Origin of the sequence: Bradyrhizobium australiense (assembly GCF_013114825.1) — a bacterium.
In the GTDB taxonomy this organism is placed as follows: Bacteria; Pseudomonadota; Alphaproteobacteria; order Rhizobiales; family Xanthobacteraceae; genus Bradyrhizobium; species Bradyrhizobium australiense.
This window is the reverse complement of sequence record NZ_JAAVLX010000003.1, coordinates 206,574-222,435: the sequence shown is the minus strand read 5'-3', so window position 1 is coordinate 222,435 and position 15,862 is coordinate 206,574. Positions and strand designations below refer to the sequence as shown.

The 15,862-nt window shown below is 64.3% G+C and carries 11 protein-coding genes and 1 pseudogene; 7 read left to right on the top strand and 5 right to left on the bottom strand.

The features are described from left to right. Window positions 1-53 precede the first annotated feature (53 nt). The 7 genes and pseudogenes from HCN58_RS08210 to HCN58_RS08180 all read left to right on the top strand — a co-directional run bounded on the left by HCN58_RS08210 (window position 54) and on the right by HCN58_RS08180 (window position 10,301). Entirely contained in the window at window positions 54-374 is a 321-nt protein-coding gene (locus tag HCN58_RS08210) for a PilZ domain-containing protein (protein ID WP_171578861.1), read from the top strand. 129 nt (window positions 375-503) lie between these two features. Next, on the top strand, window positions 504-1,226 hold the full coding sequence (locus HCN58_RS08205) for a nucleotidyltransferase family protein (RefSeq protein ID WP_171578860.1): 723 nt from the start codon (window positions 504-506) through the stop codon (window positions 1,224-1,226). 248 nt (window positions 1,227-1,474) lie between these two features. Then, entirely contained in the window at window positions 1,475-4,621 is a 3,147-nt protein-coding gene (addB, locus tag HCN58_RS08200) for a double-strand break repair protein AddB (protein WP_171578859.1), read from the top strand. Continuing rightward, window positions 4,615-8,149, top strand: a pseudogene (gene addA / locus HCN58_RS08195) (double-strand break repair helicase AddA). Before addB ends, addA begins: the two are co-directional and overlap by 7 nt. Before the next feature lie 69 nt (window positions 8,150-8,218). Continuing rightward, a complete protein-coding gene (gene trxA, locus HCN58_RS08190) occupies window positions 8,219-8,539 on the top strand; it encodes a thioredoxin (RefSeq protein ID WP_016847387.1) in 321 nt (106 codons plus the stop codon). A 67-nt stretch (window positions 8,540-8,606) separates the two neighbouring features. After that, complete coding sequence (locus tag HCN58_RS08185) at window positions 8,607-9,689, top strand: ATP-dependent DNA ligase (RefSeq protein WP_283814545.1); 1,083 nt, start codon at window positions 8,607-8,609, stop codon at window positions 9,687-9,689. Between the two features lie 150 nt (window positions 9,690-9,839). Continuing rightward, entirely contained in the window at window positions 9,840-10,301 is a 462-nt protein-coding gene (locus tag HCN58_RS08180; protein WP_171578858.1) for a DUF2231 domain-containing protein, read from the top strand. A gap of 135 nt (window positions 10,302-10,436) precedes the next feature. Here the strand turns inward: HCN58_RS08180 and HCN58_RS08175 are convergent, their stop codons facing one another. From HCN58_RS08175 to trpB, 5 genes are all read right to left on the bottom strand, one after another. Then, window positions 10,437-11,177: a metallophosphoesterase family protein gene (locus tag HCN58_RS08175; protein WP_171578857.1), complete on the bottom strand. Its 741-nt coding sequence runs from the start codon at window positions 11,175-11,177 to the stop codon at window positions 10,437-10,439. 249 nt (window positions 11,178-11,426) lie between these two features. After that, on the bottom strand, window positions 11,427-12,767 hold the full coding sequence (locus HCN58_RS08170; RefSeq protein ID WP_171578856.1) for a bifunctional folylpolyglutamate synthase/dihydrofolate synthase: 1,341 nt from the start codon (window positions 12,765-12,767) through the stop codon (window positions 11,427-11,429). Further along, window positions 12,764-13,705: an acetyl-CoA carboxylase, carboxyltransferase subunit beta gene (accD, locus tag HCN58_RS08165; protein WP_171578855.1), complete on the bottom strand. Its 942-nt coding sequence runs from the start codon at window positions 13,703-13,705 to the stop codon at window positions 12,764-12,766. The genes HCN58_RS08170 and accD overlap by 4 nt, the downstream gene beginning before the upstream one ends. A gap of 102 nt (window positions 13,706-13,807) precedes the next feature. Beyond that, window positions 13,808-14,644 carry a tryptophan synthase subunit alpha gene (gene trpA / locus HCN58_RS08160; protein WP_171578854.1) on the bottom strand — a complete coding sequence of 279 codons (837 nt, stop codon included), beginning with the start codon at window positions 14,642-14,644 and terminating at the stop codon, window positions 13,808-13,810. Then, window positions 14,641-15,858 carry a tryptophan synthase subunit beta gene (gene trpB, locus HCN58_RS08155; protein ID WP_171578853.1) on the bottom strand — a complete coding sequence of 406 codons (1,218 nt, stop codon included), beginning with the start codon at window positions 15,856-15,858 and terminating at the stop codon, window positions 14,641-14,643. The genes trpA and trpB overlap by 4 nt, the downstream gene beginning before the upstream one ends. Window positions 15,859-15,862 lie beyond the last annotated feature (4 nt).

The following is a 15,862-nucleotide window of genomic DNA, read 5'->3' as shown; positions in this document are numbered from 1 at the left end:
AACCGGCCATGCTGCGCAGGCGTGGACCAGCATTTTTGAACGGGAAGACGGCCATGGCTGCGGCGGAACGGCGCAAGGGAGATCGAGTCGTATTCGAGCGCGGCTTTGCGGCGCACATGATGGGAATCGACGGCACCTGGCGGCGCGATTGCGTGATGGAAGATGTCTCCGAGACCGGCGCCAAGCTGACGGTCGAAGGCTCCGTCGAGGGCCTGCATCTGAAGGAGTTCTTCCTGCTGCTGTCGTCCACGGGGTTGGCCTATCGGCGCTGCGAGTTGGCCTGGGTCAATGGCGATCAGATCGGCGTCAACTTCCTAAAGCAGGGCGACAAGAAGAAGAAAGCGGCCAAGCGTGGCGAGGACGCCGAGGCCTGACATGGTTGCGCAAACGGCTGTCGTACAGCCGTCACATGCGGCAATTATGGCCTCTCGGACACAGCAACAGGCGAATCGCCGTGGTATGATCCGCGGCGCGATTTTGGATGGTTCGAGAAAAATCCTGAGATGTCCGTTACGCCCACCAAAGCCATGGTCCTTGCCGCCGGTCTCGGTTTGCGCATGCGCCCGCTAACCGACCACCTGCCGAAGCCGCTGGTGAGCGTCGCCGGCCAACCGCTGCTCGATCACGTGCTGGACAAGCTCGCCGGCGCCGCCGTCGGCGAGGCCGTGGTGAACGTGCATTACCTGCCTGACCAGATCATCCAGCACACCGCGAACCGTACCCGGCCACGCATCATCATTTCCGACGAACGCGACCAGGTACTCGGCACCGGCGGCGCGGTGGTGAAGGCGCTGCCACTGCTCGGCAAGGAACCGTTCTTTCACGTCAACGCCGATACGATGTGGATTGACGGCGTGCGGCCCAATCTGACGCGGCTTGCCGAAACCTTCGATCCTGATCGCATGGACATCCTGCTCTTGATGGCGCCGACCACGAGCAGCATCGGCTATGCTGGCCGCGGCGACTACGCCATGCTGCCGGATGGCGCATTGCGCAAGCGCCGGGAGCATCAGGTGGTGCCGTTCGTCTATGCAGGTGCGGCGATCATGTCGCCGTCGCTGTTTGCCGACGCGCCCAAAGGTGAGTTTTCGCTGACCAAAATGTTCGACCGCGCCAACGAGCAGGAACGGTTGTTCGGCCTCAGGCTCGACGGCGTCTGGATGCATGTCGGAACCCCCGACGCGGTGCAGGCGGCGGAAGAGGCGTTTCTGGAAAGCGTGGCGTAGCTCGCACTCAATCTGCCGCCGTCGTCCCTGCGAACGCAGGGACCCATAACCAACGCAGGGACCCATAACCACAGTTGTTGAGGTTGTGGAACGATGCGGCCCCAGCATGCCCAACCGGAGCATTTGTGGTTATGGGTCCCGGCTCGCGCTTCGCTTTGCCAGGACGACGGGAGGATTCGGCCTGTCATTCACATGACCAACCCGCATTCCCTCCCTATATTGCCCCCTGACCTCGAATCAGGAAGCCCATGCGCGTTTTCAGCGTTCCACTCTCCGCACCTTTCCTGCGCACCGTCATCGCGGCGTTGGTCGATGGCCGGCTGGTCGAGGGATTCGAGGCGCGGAAAGATCCGCTGAATCTCGCACGCGCAACGCTCTATCTGCCGACCCGCCGCGCCGGGCGGCTGGCGCGGGAAATCTTTCTCGATGAGCTGAAGACCGATGCCGCGATCCTGCCGCGCATTGTCGCGCTCGGCGACATTGACGAGGATGAACTGGCCTTTGCGGAAGGCTCCGAACAATTCAGTGGCGTCGCGCCACTCGACATTCCGCCGCGGCTCGGCGAACTGGCGCGTCGCTTGACGCTGGCGCATCTGGTGGCGGCGTGGGCGAAAAGCCCGGTGTCGGCGCCGCTCGTGGTCGGCGGCCCCGCATCGACGCTGGCGCTTGCCGGCGATCTGGCGCGGCTGATGGACGACATGGTGACGCGCGGCATCGCCTGGGAGGCGCTCGACCAATTGGTGCCCGACCAGTTCGACAAATACTGGCAGCACTCGCTGGAATTCCTGCGCATCGCGCGCAAGGCGTGGCCGGAGCACTTGAAGGAAATTGGCCGGATCGAACCTGCGGAACGGCGCGACCGCCTGATCGACGCGGAAGCCGCGCGCCTGACCACACATCATGAGGGGCCGGTGGTTGCGGCAGGCTCGACCGGTTCGATGCCGGCGACCGCGAAATTCCTCAACGCCGTGGCTCGCCTGAAGCAGGGCGCGGTGGTGCTGCCGGGGCTCGACATCGATCTCGATGAGGAGTCCTGGCAGACAATCGGCGGCGTCAGGGACGCGCAGGGCAAATTCACCACGCAGCCCGCCTCCAACCATCCGCAATTCGCGATGCAGGGCTTGCTCGACCGCTTCGGCATCAAGCGAAGCGACGTCGAAATTCTCGGTGCGCCGGCACCATCCGGGCGCGAGGTGCTGATATCAGAGACGATGCGGCCGTCGACCGCGACCGAACAATGGCACGACCGGCTGGCGCAGCCGGGGGTCGCTGCGCGAATCGCTGCCGGCATGGCAAATCTCGCCGTGGTCGAAGCGCCCAACTCGGAGATGGAGGCGCTGGCGATTGCGGTGGCGATGCGCGAGGCGCGGCACCTCGGCAAATCAGCCGCGCTGGTAACGCCGGATCGCGCGCTGGCGCGGCGGGTGATGGCGGCGCTGAGACGCTGGAACCTCGAATTTGATGATTCCGGCGGCGACGCGCTGATGGATACGCCCAGCGGCATTTTTGCCCGCCTCGCCGCGGAAGCCGCCGCTCAAGGGCTGGAGCCACCCACGTTGCTCGCACTGCTAAAGCATCCGCTGTTTCGGCTTGGCCGCTCGTTCGGCGCATTCAAGCATGCCATCGAGACCCTCGAGCTGGCGCTGCTGCGCGGCACTCGGCCGCAGGCGGGAACGGCCGGCCTGGCGCGCGACTTCGATCGTTTCCGCATCGAGCTCGGAAAGCTCCGGCGCAATGAACCATCCTCACTCCACGGCTCGGAGCCGCGCGCGAAACTGAGGGATGACGAACTCGACCAGGCCCATGCGCTGATCGCGGCGTTGCAGAAGGCGCTGTCGCCGCTGGAAATCATGGGCTCGTCAAAACCGTTCGATTTCGCCGAGCTGGCGCTGCGCCATCGTGAGATCCTGATTGCACTGTCTTCAGATCAAAACGGAATTGCGGTCGTCTTCGAGGAGGCGCAGGGCTCGGCATTGTCAGCGGCGTTCGACGACCTGCTTGCCGAGCAAAAGCCGAGCGGCCTGATGGTCCAGCTCGGCGATTACCCTGATGTGTTCCAGACCGCCTACGCCGATCGCATGGTGCGGCGGCCGGAATCCGTCAACGCGCAGCTGCAGATCTACGGCCAACTCGAAGCGCGGCTGACCGAGTCCGACCGCGTCATTCTCGGCGGGCTGGTCGAAGGCGTATGGCCGCCGGCACCGCGCGTCGATCCGTGGCTGAGCCGACCGATGCGCCACGAACTCGGCCTCGATCTGCCGGAACGGCGCATCGGCCTTTCCGCACATGACTTCGCTCAACTCTTGGGAACGGACGATGTAATCCTGAGCCATTCGGCCAAGATTGGCGGCGCGCCGGCGGTCGCCTCACGTTTTCTGCACCGGCTGGAAGCAGTCGCCGGCGAAACACGCTGGGAAGAAGCGAAGAGTGCCGGAGAGAATTACGTCCGCTTCGCCGCCGAGCTGGACCAGCCCGACAAGGTCGAGCCGATCGAGCAGCCCGCGCCGAAGCCGCCCGTCGCGACGCGGCCGCTAAAACTGTCGGTCACGGCGATCGAGGACTGGCTGCGCGATCCCTATACGATCTACGCGAAATATATCCTGCGGCTCGATCCGCTCGACCCTGTGGACATGCCGCTGTCGGCAGCCGACCGCGGCTCGGCGATCCACGACGCGCTCGGCGAGTTCACGCAAAAATTCGCCGACGCGCTTCCCGAACAGCCCGCGCCGGCGCTGCGGAGCATCGGTGAAAAATACTTCGCGCCGCTGATGGAGCGCCCCGAAGCGCGGGCACTGTGGTGGCCGCGGTTTCAGCGCATCGCCGCCTGGTTTGCGGATTGGGAAAAGGCACGGCGCGACGATATCGAGAAAATTGTCGCCGAGATCCGGGGCGAAATCAAAATTCCGCTCGGCAACGAACGCATCTTCACGCTGTCCGCGCGCGCCGACCGGATCGAGCAGCGCCATGACGGCAGCTTCGCTATCCTGGATTACAAGACTGGTCAGCCGCCGACCGGCAAGCAGGTGCGGATGGGCCTGTCACCGCAATTGACGCTGGAGGCCGCGATCCTGCGCGAAGGCGGCTTCGAGAACATCCATGCTGGATCATCTGTTGGCGAGCTTGCCTATGTCAGGCTCAGCGGCAACAATCCGCCCGGCGAGCAGCGCTCGCTGGAGCTGAAGATCAGGAACAACGACACGCCGCAACCGCCGGACGAGGCGGCCGACTACGCCCGCGAGCAGCTCGAAGCGCTGATCCGCAAATTCGAGAACGAAGAGACGGCCTACACCTCACTGAATCTTTCGATGTGGTCGAACCGCTACGGCGCCTACGACGATCTCGCCCGCATCAAGGAATGGTCGGCGGCCGGCGGCCTGGGGATCGAGGAATGGTGAAGGCTTCCCGCATCATTCCCGATGCCGTTCGCGCCACGCAGGCGCGCGCGTCGGACCCTGCGGCGTCCGCCTTCGTCTCAGCGAACGCCGGATCGGGCAAGACGCACGTGCTGGTGCAGCGGGTGATCCGCCTGCTGCTCGATGGCGTCGCGCCGGAAAAGATCCTCTGCATCACCTTCACCAAGGCCGCTGCCGCCAATATGGCGGAGCGCGTGTTCACGACGCTGGGCCACTGGGTCACGCTCGACGACGACGCACTGGACGCCGCTATCCGCGAGGCCGGCATTCCCCATCCCGGCGCCCGCCTGCGAAAAGCGGCGCGCAAGCTGTTCGCCTGCGCGCTGGAAACGCCGGGCGGGCTGAAAGTGCAGACCATCCACGCGCTCTGCACGCGGCTGTTGCAGCAATTCCCGTTCGAGGCCAACGTGCCGGCGCGGTTTGCCGTGCTCGATGAGCGCGACCAGAACGAGATGATGGAGCGTGCCAATCTCGGCGTTTTCCTCGAGGCGTCGCGCAACCCTGACAGCGCCACCGGGCGCGCGCTGATGACGGCGATGGCGAGCGCCGCCGACGTCACCTTCAAGGACGTGGTGCGCGAGGCCTGTCTCAGCCGCGATCATTTCATGGCATGGACCGATGCCGCCGGCAGCGCGCAGGCCGCGGCAGCGCAAATTTCGGCGGCGCTTGGTGTTTCTCCCGATGACAGCATTGAAGACGTCGAGCGCGACATCGTCGAGGGCCCCCATCTTCCGCGCTCGCGATGGCCGGAGATTGCGCTGGTTCTGGAAACCGGCAACAAGTCCGATCAGGATCAGGCGGCACGGCTGCGCGATGCGATGGTGTTCACAGGCGCCGCTCAGGTCGACCAATATCTCACCCTGTTCCTCACCGACACCGAGCGTACGCCGCGCAAATCGGTGGTGACGAAGAAGTTCTGCGACAACAATCCGGCCATTGGACGGTTGTTGGAATCGGAAGCCCGTCGCGTCCTGCCCCTGATCGAACGCCGCCGCGCCCTGGTGGCGCGCGACCGCACCGAGGCGCTGCTTCATATCGCGACCGCCGCGGCGGCCAATTACCGCCGCGAGAAGCAGGAGCGCGGCCTGCTCGACTATGACGATCTGATCGACAAGACGCTGGAGATGCTCGATCGAGTGTCCTCGGGCTGGGTGCACTACAAGCTCGATCGTGGCGTGGACCATGTGCTGATCGACGAGGCGCAGGACACCAGCCCGCGGCAATGGGATATCGTCGCGCATATCATCTCCGAATTCACTTCCGGAGCGGGCGCGCGCGACGGCGTGGTGCGAACGGTGTTCGCGGTCGGCGACGAGAAGCAGTCGATCTTTTCGTTTCAGGGCGCGGCGCCGCGGGAATTCGACCTGCGCCGCCGCGCACTTCAGAGGAAGTTCGAGGGCGCCGGCCTGAAGTTCGATCCAGTGTCCTTTACCTATTCGTTCCGATCGGGACCGGCGATCCTGCATGCGGTCGATCAGGTGTTTCGCGAGCAGGATATCTATCGCAGCATTCATGCGGTCGATATCGGCAATCCGATCCATCACGCGCTGGCCGACGCCGGTCCCGGCCAGATCGATCTCTGGGAGCTTGCGGAAGCCGACGACCGGCAGGACATCGAGGGCTGGCGCGCGCCGTTCGACGGCGTGTCTGCGACCAGTCCCGAAGTGAAGCTGGCGCGGCGCATCCAGGCCGAGATCAAGGCCCTGGTCGCTAGCCGCGTGATGACCGGCAGCAGGGGTGACCGCCGGCCGCTGCGCTATGGCGACATGCTGGTATTGGTGCGCCGCCGCGGCAACGCATTCGATGCCGTGATCCAGGCGCTGAAGCACGCCGGCATTCCGGTCGCCGGTGCCGACCGCCTCAAGCTGACCGAGCACATCGCGATCATCGACCTGATGAACCTGGCGGACGCGCTTCTGCTGCCGCAGGACGATCTGGCGCTGGCGGTTGCGCTGAAGAGCCCGCTGTTCGGGCTCGACGACGACGACCTGTTCAAGATTGCCTGCGACCGCAAGAGATCGTTGCGCGTGGCACTGGCTGAGCGCGCCGCGGCCGATGGCCGGCTGCGGGACGCGCTGTGGCGGCTCGAACAATACGAACGCCGCTTTGCCCGCGAGACGCCGTTTGCGTTCTATGCCTGGCTGCTTGGCGGCGACGGCGGCCGCGCGCGAATCCTGCACCGGCTTGGCCACGAGGCGAACGACGCGCTCGACGAATTTCTGGAGCTGGCGCTGAGCTTTGAGCGCAAGGCGCCGGCCTCGCTGCAGGGATTTATGGCGTGGCTGCGCACGGCCGACCTCGAGGTGAAGCGCGACATGGAGATCTCGCGTGACGAGGTCCGTGTCATGACGGTGCACGGCGCCAAGGGGCTGGAGGCTTCCGTCGTGTTCCTGGTGGACACCACGACGTCGCCTTCGGATACGCAGCGGCTGAAACTGATCAACCTGCCGCAAGGCAATGGCGATCCGCATGCGCCCGGTGTCGTGGTCTGGGCCGGCCGCAAGGCCGAGGACCCCTCAGCCGTCGTCGCGGCCCGCGCGGCGATGATCGACGACACCGAGGATGAATACCGCCGCCTGCTCTATGTGGCGATGACGCGCGCGGCAGACCGCCTGATCGTCGGCGGCTGCCTGCCCGGCAACATGAAGAGTGTCCGGCCGCTGTCCTGGTACGATCTGATCACCAAGGGGCTCGCCGGCTCCGGCCTGCAGCTTCAGGAAATCGAGACCCCTGCCGGCCGGGTGAACCGCTATACGCGACCCGAGGAGGCCGTGCCGGCAGCCGCTCCGGCAGCCGCCGCGGCGGCCCCACCATCCCCAATCGTGCTGCCCAACTGGCTGCTGACGCCGGCACAGCCCGAGATTTCCCCGGAAAGCCCGCTGCGGCCCTCGGACCCCGCGGATAGCGACAGTCACCCGGTACGGACGGCCGAATCGCTCATGCAGCGCGCCCGCGCCCTGCAGCGCGGCACGCTGGTGCACCGGCTTCTGCAGTCGCTACCCGACGTTGCCGCCGAGCGCCGCCGCGAGGCTGCGCTGGCCTATCTGGCCCGCAATGCCGACGGCTGGACCGACGAGGAGCGGCAGGTGCTGGCCGAAAGCACGCTTGCCTTGATTGAAGATAGGCGGTTTGCCCAGGTATTCGCCCCCGGCAGCCGCGCCGAAGTCTCGATCGTTGGGCGGCTGGAGCGGCCGGGCGGCCGGCCGGCGCTGGTGTCCGGACAGATCGACCGGCTGGTGGTCACGGACAGCGAGGTCCTGATCGTCGATTTCAAGACCAATCACGCCCCGCCGCGCCGGCCCGAGGAGGCGCCGAGGGGCTATGTTCGCCAGCTCGCGCTGTATTGGGCGGTGCTCGGCAAGCTTTATCCCCAGCGACCGGTTCGCACAGCGCTGCTTTGGACCGAAACCGCTGAATTAATGGAGATTTCAGCCCCCGCCTTGGAGACCGAGCTGGCGTCCTATCATCTCGGCGTGACCCGTGCTTGACCCGGCAGGATCGCGTTCATAGGTTTGACGTTATGATCCCAGGCGCGATTCTTATCCGCGCCCTTAATTCCTAACGAACGAGGTAATTCCGATGGCCGTTGGCAAGGTTTCTGACGCCGATTTCGAAGCCGAAGTGCTCAAGGCGACCGGGCCGGTGGTCGTCGACTTCTGGGCCGAATGGTGCGGCCCCTGCCGCATGATCGCGCCTGCGCTCGACGAGATTTCCGGCGCGATGGGCGACAAGGTCAAGATCGTGAAGCTGAACGTCGACGAGAGCCCGAAGACGGCCTCGAAATACGGCGTAATGTCGATCCCTACCCTGATGATCTTCAAGGGCGGCGAGATGGCCTCGCGCCAGGTCGGCGCAGCGCCGAAGGCGAAGCTGCAACAGTGGATCACCGCGGCGGTCTGATCGACCGTTAGATGACAATTTTTCCGAGGACGGCCGGCGAATAGCCGGCCGTTTGCGTTGAGACGATATGTCTCGCGTTGAAGAGGTCTTGAGCCCGCCATCCGGAAAGGCTCGCCGGCGTCACGCCCCGCTCGCGGCAATGGAGGCGCGCTCGGTCGATGCCATCCCGCGCGGGGCCGAATGGCAGTACGAACCGAAATGGGATGGTTTTCGCTGCCTGCTGTCCCGCCAGGGAGACCTGGTCGACCTCCGTTCCAAGTCCGGCGAGGATCTCGCCCGCTATTTCCCCGAACTAGTCCGCGCCGCGCTTGCATTGAAGGCGACCACCTTCCTGCTCGATGGCGAAATCGTCGTGCCGCATGGCAAGGCGTTTTCGTTCGACGATCTGCTGCAGCGGATCCATCCCGCCGCGAGCCGGGTCAAAAAGCTCTCGCAGGAAACACCGGCGCTGTTTCTCGCTTTCGACCTGCTGGCAACCCCAACGGACAAGAAGCTCGCCGCATCGCCTTTGCGGCTGCGCCGACCGGCGCTGGAAGCTTTTGCGAAAGCCCAGTTCAAATCCAACCCGACGTTTCGCTTATCTCCCGCCAGCACGAGCTATTCGACCGCCCAAAAATGGCTGAAGCAGGCCGGCGGCGGTTCAGATGGCGTGATTGCCAAGCGCATCGACCTGCCCTATCAGGCCGGCAATCGCGACGGCATGCAGAAGATCAAGAAATTCCGCAGCGCCGATTGCGTCGTCGGCGGCTTCCGTTATGCGACGAACAAGATTGCGAACCGCAGGGTCGTGGGCTCGCTGCTGCTTGGGCTTTACGATGACGAAGGGCTTTTGCACCATGTCGGCTTCACGTCTGCGATCAAACAGGCGGACAAGCCGGCGCTGACATCAAAACTAGAACCGCTGATCGCGCCGCCCGGCTTCACCGGCAATGCACCGGGCGGACCCAGCCGATGGTCGACCGAGCGATCGGCAAAGTGGTGTCCGCTGAAGCCAAAGCTCGTGATCGAGGTCTGCTACGATCATTTCAGCGGCGAGCGCTTCCGCCACGGCACCTCCATCCTGCGCTGGCGGCCTGACAAGGCGCCGCGGCAATGCACCTTCGATCAGCTCAAGCAGAAGGCCGCCGACCCGATAAAGCTGCTGAAGTGAAGCTGTGATACGGAGCAGCGACGTCAGGAGACGGGGCAGCATGAATTGCTGCGCCGCACCTGTTCCGCGTCCTGCTCTGAGAGCCGAAAATTGCAGGAACCCGCACGAAAATGGCCCGTTGAATGCTTACTGCCACTTCAGGAGGCATTCATGACAAACCCCAAATCGACCGCGCAGATCGCCGGTCACCCGATCCATCCAATGCTCATTCCATTTCCGGTCGCCTGTTTCGTTCTGGCCTTTTTTTCCGACGTTGCATTCTGGAGGACCTCGAACGATTTCTGGGCCACCGCCTCGCTCTGGCTATTGGGAGTAGGCCTGATCATGGCGGCGCTCGCGGCTGTCATGGGCGTGATCGACCTGATGGGAGACGATCGCATCCGCAATCTCAACGACGCATGGCTTCACGCCGGTGGCAACGTCATTGCGGTCTTGATCGAGCTCTACAACTGGTATTCGCGTTACACCGAGGGAACATCGGCCATTGTCCCGACAGGCCTGGTCCTTTCGCTGATCGTGGTGCTCATCCTGCTCTTCACCGGCTGGAAGGGCTGGGAGATGGTTTATCGGGAGCACGTCGGCGTGTCCGATGTCGCCGATCAGCCGCGCTGATCGAAAGCACCTGTAGCCCGGTAGCCCGGGTGAAGCGAAGCGTAACCCGGGGGTCTACGTTTTGGCGCGACCCCCCGGATTGCGCGGAGCCTGTCATCGGGCGCGCATTCGCGCGACCCGTTGGCTCCATCCGGGCTATCTGATCCATCCTGTCGCTAGCGCGCTCGCGAGTTCCGGTTGACCGTTCTGCCGCGCGAGGGCGGCCATCGCGCGGTGGTCATACGGCACATGCCGGAACGTGACGCGCCAGTTTGCCGACGCCAACTCCAGGATTGCGTAACGGGCGTCGGGCGTGCCCGCCTCGATCAAATGGGGATACGGATCGCTGTGGCGAAAGCCGGGTCCGCCGACGCTTCCGGGATTGACCACGAGACGGCCGTCGCTGAGCCGCACAGCACGAGCGATATGGGTGTGGCCGCAGAGGATCAGGGACTGCGAGATCCCTTTCGCTTCCTTCTCGATCGCTTCCAGCGCCGACATCCTGACCGAGCCGTCTGGGGTCACCGTCTCCAGCCAATAGATATTGTCGTCTGACGGCGTGGCGTGGCAGAGAAAGACCTGGTTTTGGAATATGTGCGTTAGAGGCACCAGGCGCAGCCAGTCGAGATGCCTGCCGTCGAGTTGCGGAAACGCGCAGCGCTCCCACGAGCCCATCTTGTCCAACGGCCGATCGATCAGCCAACGGTCGTGATTGCCAAGGACGTGGACCGCGTCGATCGCCATCAAGGCGTCCATCGTTCGCCGCGCATCGAGCGCGCCGCTCGCCATATCGCCGAGATTGACGATCTCCTTGATGCCGTGCGCGCGGATGTCGGCAAGGACCGCCTCCAGCGCGAGATAATTTCCATGGACGTCGGCAATCGCGGCAAAACGCATGTTGACCCAGCTCTCCCGATAGAGTTTCACAATGCAAGAACGATGCTGAGCCATCTACCTCATTTGGGTGAAACCAGCCTGCAACATCATCCTTACTTCTTATTGCCGAAGTCAGGTTCCGACTCGCGGCTCCCAGGCGTCTTGGCTAGAATTTGCAGACACCGGGGCTGGCGAATTCATAAGCAATCGATATTTCTTCCCGGGCGGCCGCTGGAAGCAATTCCAGCGGTCATTTAATTTGTGGGGACATTATGCTGGCGGCGTGCCGTTGATGTTGAGCACATGGCCGGCGAGATAAAGCGAGCCGGTAATCAGAATTCGCGGCGGCACTTCGTAAGCGAGGCGCGAGAGCGCGTGCAGCGCAGCTTCGACGCTTGCCGCGTTCTCCACGCGCATGCCGAGCGCGCGCGCCGCATCCGCCAGCCGGTCCGGCGGCATCGCATTGGCGCGGCCCGGAATCGGCACCGCCACGATGTGGCGCGTTAGTCCTGCGAAATTGGCGAGAAACGCAGCCGCATCCTTGTTCGCCATCATGCCCGTGATCACCACCAAAGGCCGCGACACCCGCTCTTCGAGATCGCCGAGCGCGGCCGCAGCAACACGGCCACCTTCGGCGTTGTGTCCGCCGTCGAGCCAGATCTCGCACCCCTTCGGTCCCTGATCGACCAGCGCGCCCGAAACCAGCCGCTGCATGCGTGCCGGCCATTCGGCGCCAACGATGCCGGCCTCGAATGCTGGCATTCCGATCCTGAAAGCCTCGATCGCGCGCAGCGTTGCGATGGCAAGACCGGCATTGTCGAATTGATGCCGCCCGAACAGCTTTGGCGCCACGAGATCCATCAGCCCGCGCTCGTCCTGATAGACCAGCCGCCCGCGTTCGACACCGACATGCCATTGCTGTCCGGCCGCATGCAGCGGCGCGCGCATACGGTTGGCTTGCACCTCAATCACCGACATCACCTCCGGCGCCTGCTCCGCGCAAATCAGCGGCGCGCCGCGCTTGACAATGGCGGCTTTTTCTCCGGCGATTGCTGTCAGCGTGTTACCGAGAAACTCGGTATGGTCCATGCTGACCGGCGTGATCACGGTCGCGACCGGCCGGTCGATGACGTTGGTGGCATCTAACCGCCCGCCGAGACCGGTTTCCAGCAGCACGACATCGGCGTCATGCTCCGCGAACAGGCAAAACGCCGCCGCGGTCTCCATCTCGAAAATTGTGAGCGGGTCGCCCGCGTTGAGCTGCTCGCAATGCTCCAGCACCCGCCGCAACTCGGCATCATCAGCCAGCCGGCCGCCGCCCTTCTCGCCGAGGCGGAAACATTCGTTGATCCGCACGAGGTAAGGCGAGGTGTAGACGTGCACGCGCAGACCTGCGGCCTCAAGGATCGCACGCAGATAAGCGATGGTGGAGCCCTTGCCATTGGTGCCGGCGACATGGATCACCGGTGGCAGCAGCCGCTCCGGGTGATCGAGCCGCGCCAGCAGGCGATGCATGCGATCGAGGCTGAGATCGATGCGCTTCGGATGCAACGCAGACAGCCGCGCGATCAATTCACCGAGCGGCTGGGATCTGGCGGCAGGCAGGTTCACGCGTGGGGCGCAGCCGGCACGGCTTCCGGCGCCGATACGATCTGGGCGGGATCCGTGACCTGCGGCGAAGGCTTGGAGGCAACTTCGAGCGGCGGCGATTTGGTCAGGAGCCGGCACAGCCGCGCCAGCGTCGAGCGCATCTCGTGGCGATGCACGACCATGTCGATCATGCCGTGGTCGAGCAGATATTCGGCGCGCTGGAATCCTTCGGGCAATTTTTCACGGATGGTCTGCTCGATCACCCGCGCGCCGGCAAAGCCGATCAGCGCGCCGGGCTCGGCGATCTGCACGTCGCCCAGCATGGCGTAGGAGGCGGTGACGCCGCCGGTGGTCGGGTTGGTCAGCACCACGATGTAGGGCAGTTTTGCCTCGCGCAGCATCTGCACGCCGACAGTGGTACGCGGCATCTGCATCAGCGACAGGATGCCTTCCTGCATCCGCGCGCCGCCGGAAGCCGCGAACACGATGAAGGGCGACTTCTTTTCGACCGCAAGCTCCAGCCCGCGCACGATCGCTTCGCCCGCGGCCATGCCGAGCGAACCGCCCATGAAATCGAAATCCTGCACCGCGATGACGACGCCGGCGCCCTCCAGCTTGCCGTAGCCGACCTTGATGGCATCGTTCAGCCCGGTCTTGGTACGGGCGTCCTTGATGCGGTCTGCGTATTTGCGCTCATCGCGAAACTTCAGAGGGTCGGCCGTGACCTCAGGCAGCGCAATGTCGTACCACGTCTCGTTGTCGAAGATCGACTTCAGTCGCGCCACCGCGCCCATGCGCATGTGGTAGTTCGAGCCGGGAATGACGAACTGATTGGCCTCGACGTCCTTGTAGAACACGAGCTGCCCGGAATCCGGGCACTTGATCCACAAATTCTCCGGCGTCTCGCGACGCAGGATGTTGCGGATTTTCGGCCGGACGACATTGGTGAGCCAATTCATGGTTCGCTCCGAAATGCGGTTGGACGCATTGGCTGGATATATGGCGGCCTGGCCTGGACCCGGCAAGCCGCGCTGAACGCCTATTTCCACGCAAATTGTGGCTTATTCCGCAGCCTGCTTCGCTCCCCGGACGCCCTGCGCCAGCGACGCCACGAGATCGGCCACCGCGGCCACCGTCTTGGTGGTCGCCTGCCCCTTTGTGTCGAGGCTGTCGCGCAATGCATCGACCAGGGCGGTGCCGACCACGGCGCCATTTGCCTTCTCGGCAATCGCGCGCGCGGCCTGCGGGGTGCGGATGCCGAAGCCGACGCACACCGGAAGCTTGGTGTGGCGCTTGATACGGGCCACCGCATCGCCGGCCACCTTCGAATCGGCAGCCGCAGCGCCGGTGATGCCGGTGATCGAGACGTAGTAGACAAAGCCGGAGGTGTTCGCGAGCACAGCGGGCAGGCGTTTGTCGTCGGTCGTCGGTGTCGCCAGGCGGATGAAGTTGAGCCCGGCCTTCAGCGCCGGAATGCAGAGCTCATCGTCTTCCTCCGGCGGCAGGTCGACAATGATGAGGCCATCGACGCCGGCGGTCTTGGCGTCGATCAGGAACTTGTCGACCCCGTAAATATAGATCGGATTGTAATAGCCCATCAGCACCAGCGGCGTGGCGTTGTCCTCGTTGCGGAAGCCGCGCACCATCTCGAGCGTCTTCCGCAGGGTCATGCCGCCCTTGAGCGCGCGCAGGCCCGCGGCCTGGATCGACGGACCGTCCGCCATCGGATCGGTGAAGGGCATACCGATCTCGATGATATCGGCGCCCGCCCTGGGCAGAGCCTTGATGATGTTGAGCGAAGTTGCGGGATCGGGATCGCCGGCCATCAGGAAGGTGACCAGCGCCGAGCGGCCTTCTTTTGCGAGTTCGGCAAAGCGTGCGTCGATGCGGGTGGTCACTGCTTCTTGCCTTTCAAGATTTCCGTGATCTGCGGAATGTCCTTGTCGCCACGGCCGGAAAGGTTGACCACCATTAGATGATCCTTCGGCCGTTTCGGGGCGAGCTCCGTAACCTTGGCGATCGCGTGCGCAGATTCCAGCGCGGGTGGAATGCCTTCCAGTCGCGACAGCAGCATGAAAGCGGCGAGTGCTTCGTCGTCGGTCGCGGAAAGATAGGTGACGCGGCCGGTCTGGTGCAGCCAGGAATGCTCCGGGCCGATGCCGGGATAATCGAGACCCGCCGAGATCGAATGCGCATCCTGGATCTGGCCGTCATCGTCCATCAACAGATAGGTGCGGTTGCCATGCAGCACGCCGGGCCGGCCGCCAGCGATCGAGGCGGCATGCAGTTGCGTCAGCCCATGTCCCGCGGCTTCGACGCCAAAAATTTCGACCGAGGGATCGTCGAGGAACGGATGAAACAGGCCCATAGCGTTGGAGCCACCGCCGATGCAAGCAACTAACGAATCCGGCAACCGGCCTTCGGCCTCCTGCATCTGCTTGCGCGTTTCCTCGCCAATCACCAACTGGAAGTCGCGCACCATCATCGGATAGGGATGCGGACCCGCCACCGTGCCGATGCAGTAGAAGGTGTTGTGCACGTTGGTGACCCAGTCGCGCAACGCCTCGTTCATGGCGTCCTTCAGCGTGCGCGTACCCGACTGCACCGGCACGACCTTGGCGCCCAACATCTCCATGCGGAACACGTTCGGCGCCTGACGGGCGACGTCCACCGCGCCCATATAGACTACGCATTCGAGACCAAAGCGCGCGCACAGCGTCGCGGTGGCGACGCCATGCTGGCCGGCGCCGGTCTCGGCGATGATGCGCTTCTTGCCCATGCGCCGCGCGACCATGATTTGGCCGAGCACGTTGTTCACCTTGTGCGAGCCGGTATGGTTCAGCTCTTCGCGCTTCAGATAAATCTTGGCGCCGCCGAGATGCTCGGTCAGCCGCTCGGCGAAATAGAGCGGCGATGGCCGGCCGACATAATCCTTGAGATAGCCGTTCATCTCGGTCTGGAACGCCGGATCGGCCTTGGCCGCCGCATAGGCTTTTTCCAGGTCGAGGATCAGCGGCATCAGCGTTTCCGCGACGAAGCGGCCGCCGAAATTGCCAAAATGCCCGCGCTCGTCGGGACCGGTGCGGAATGAATTGGGCAGGCTTGGATTCATCGGA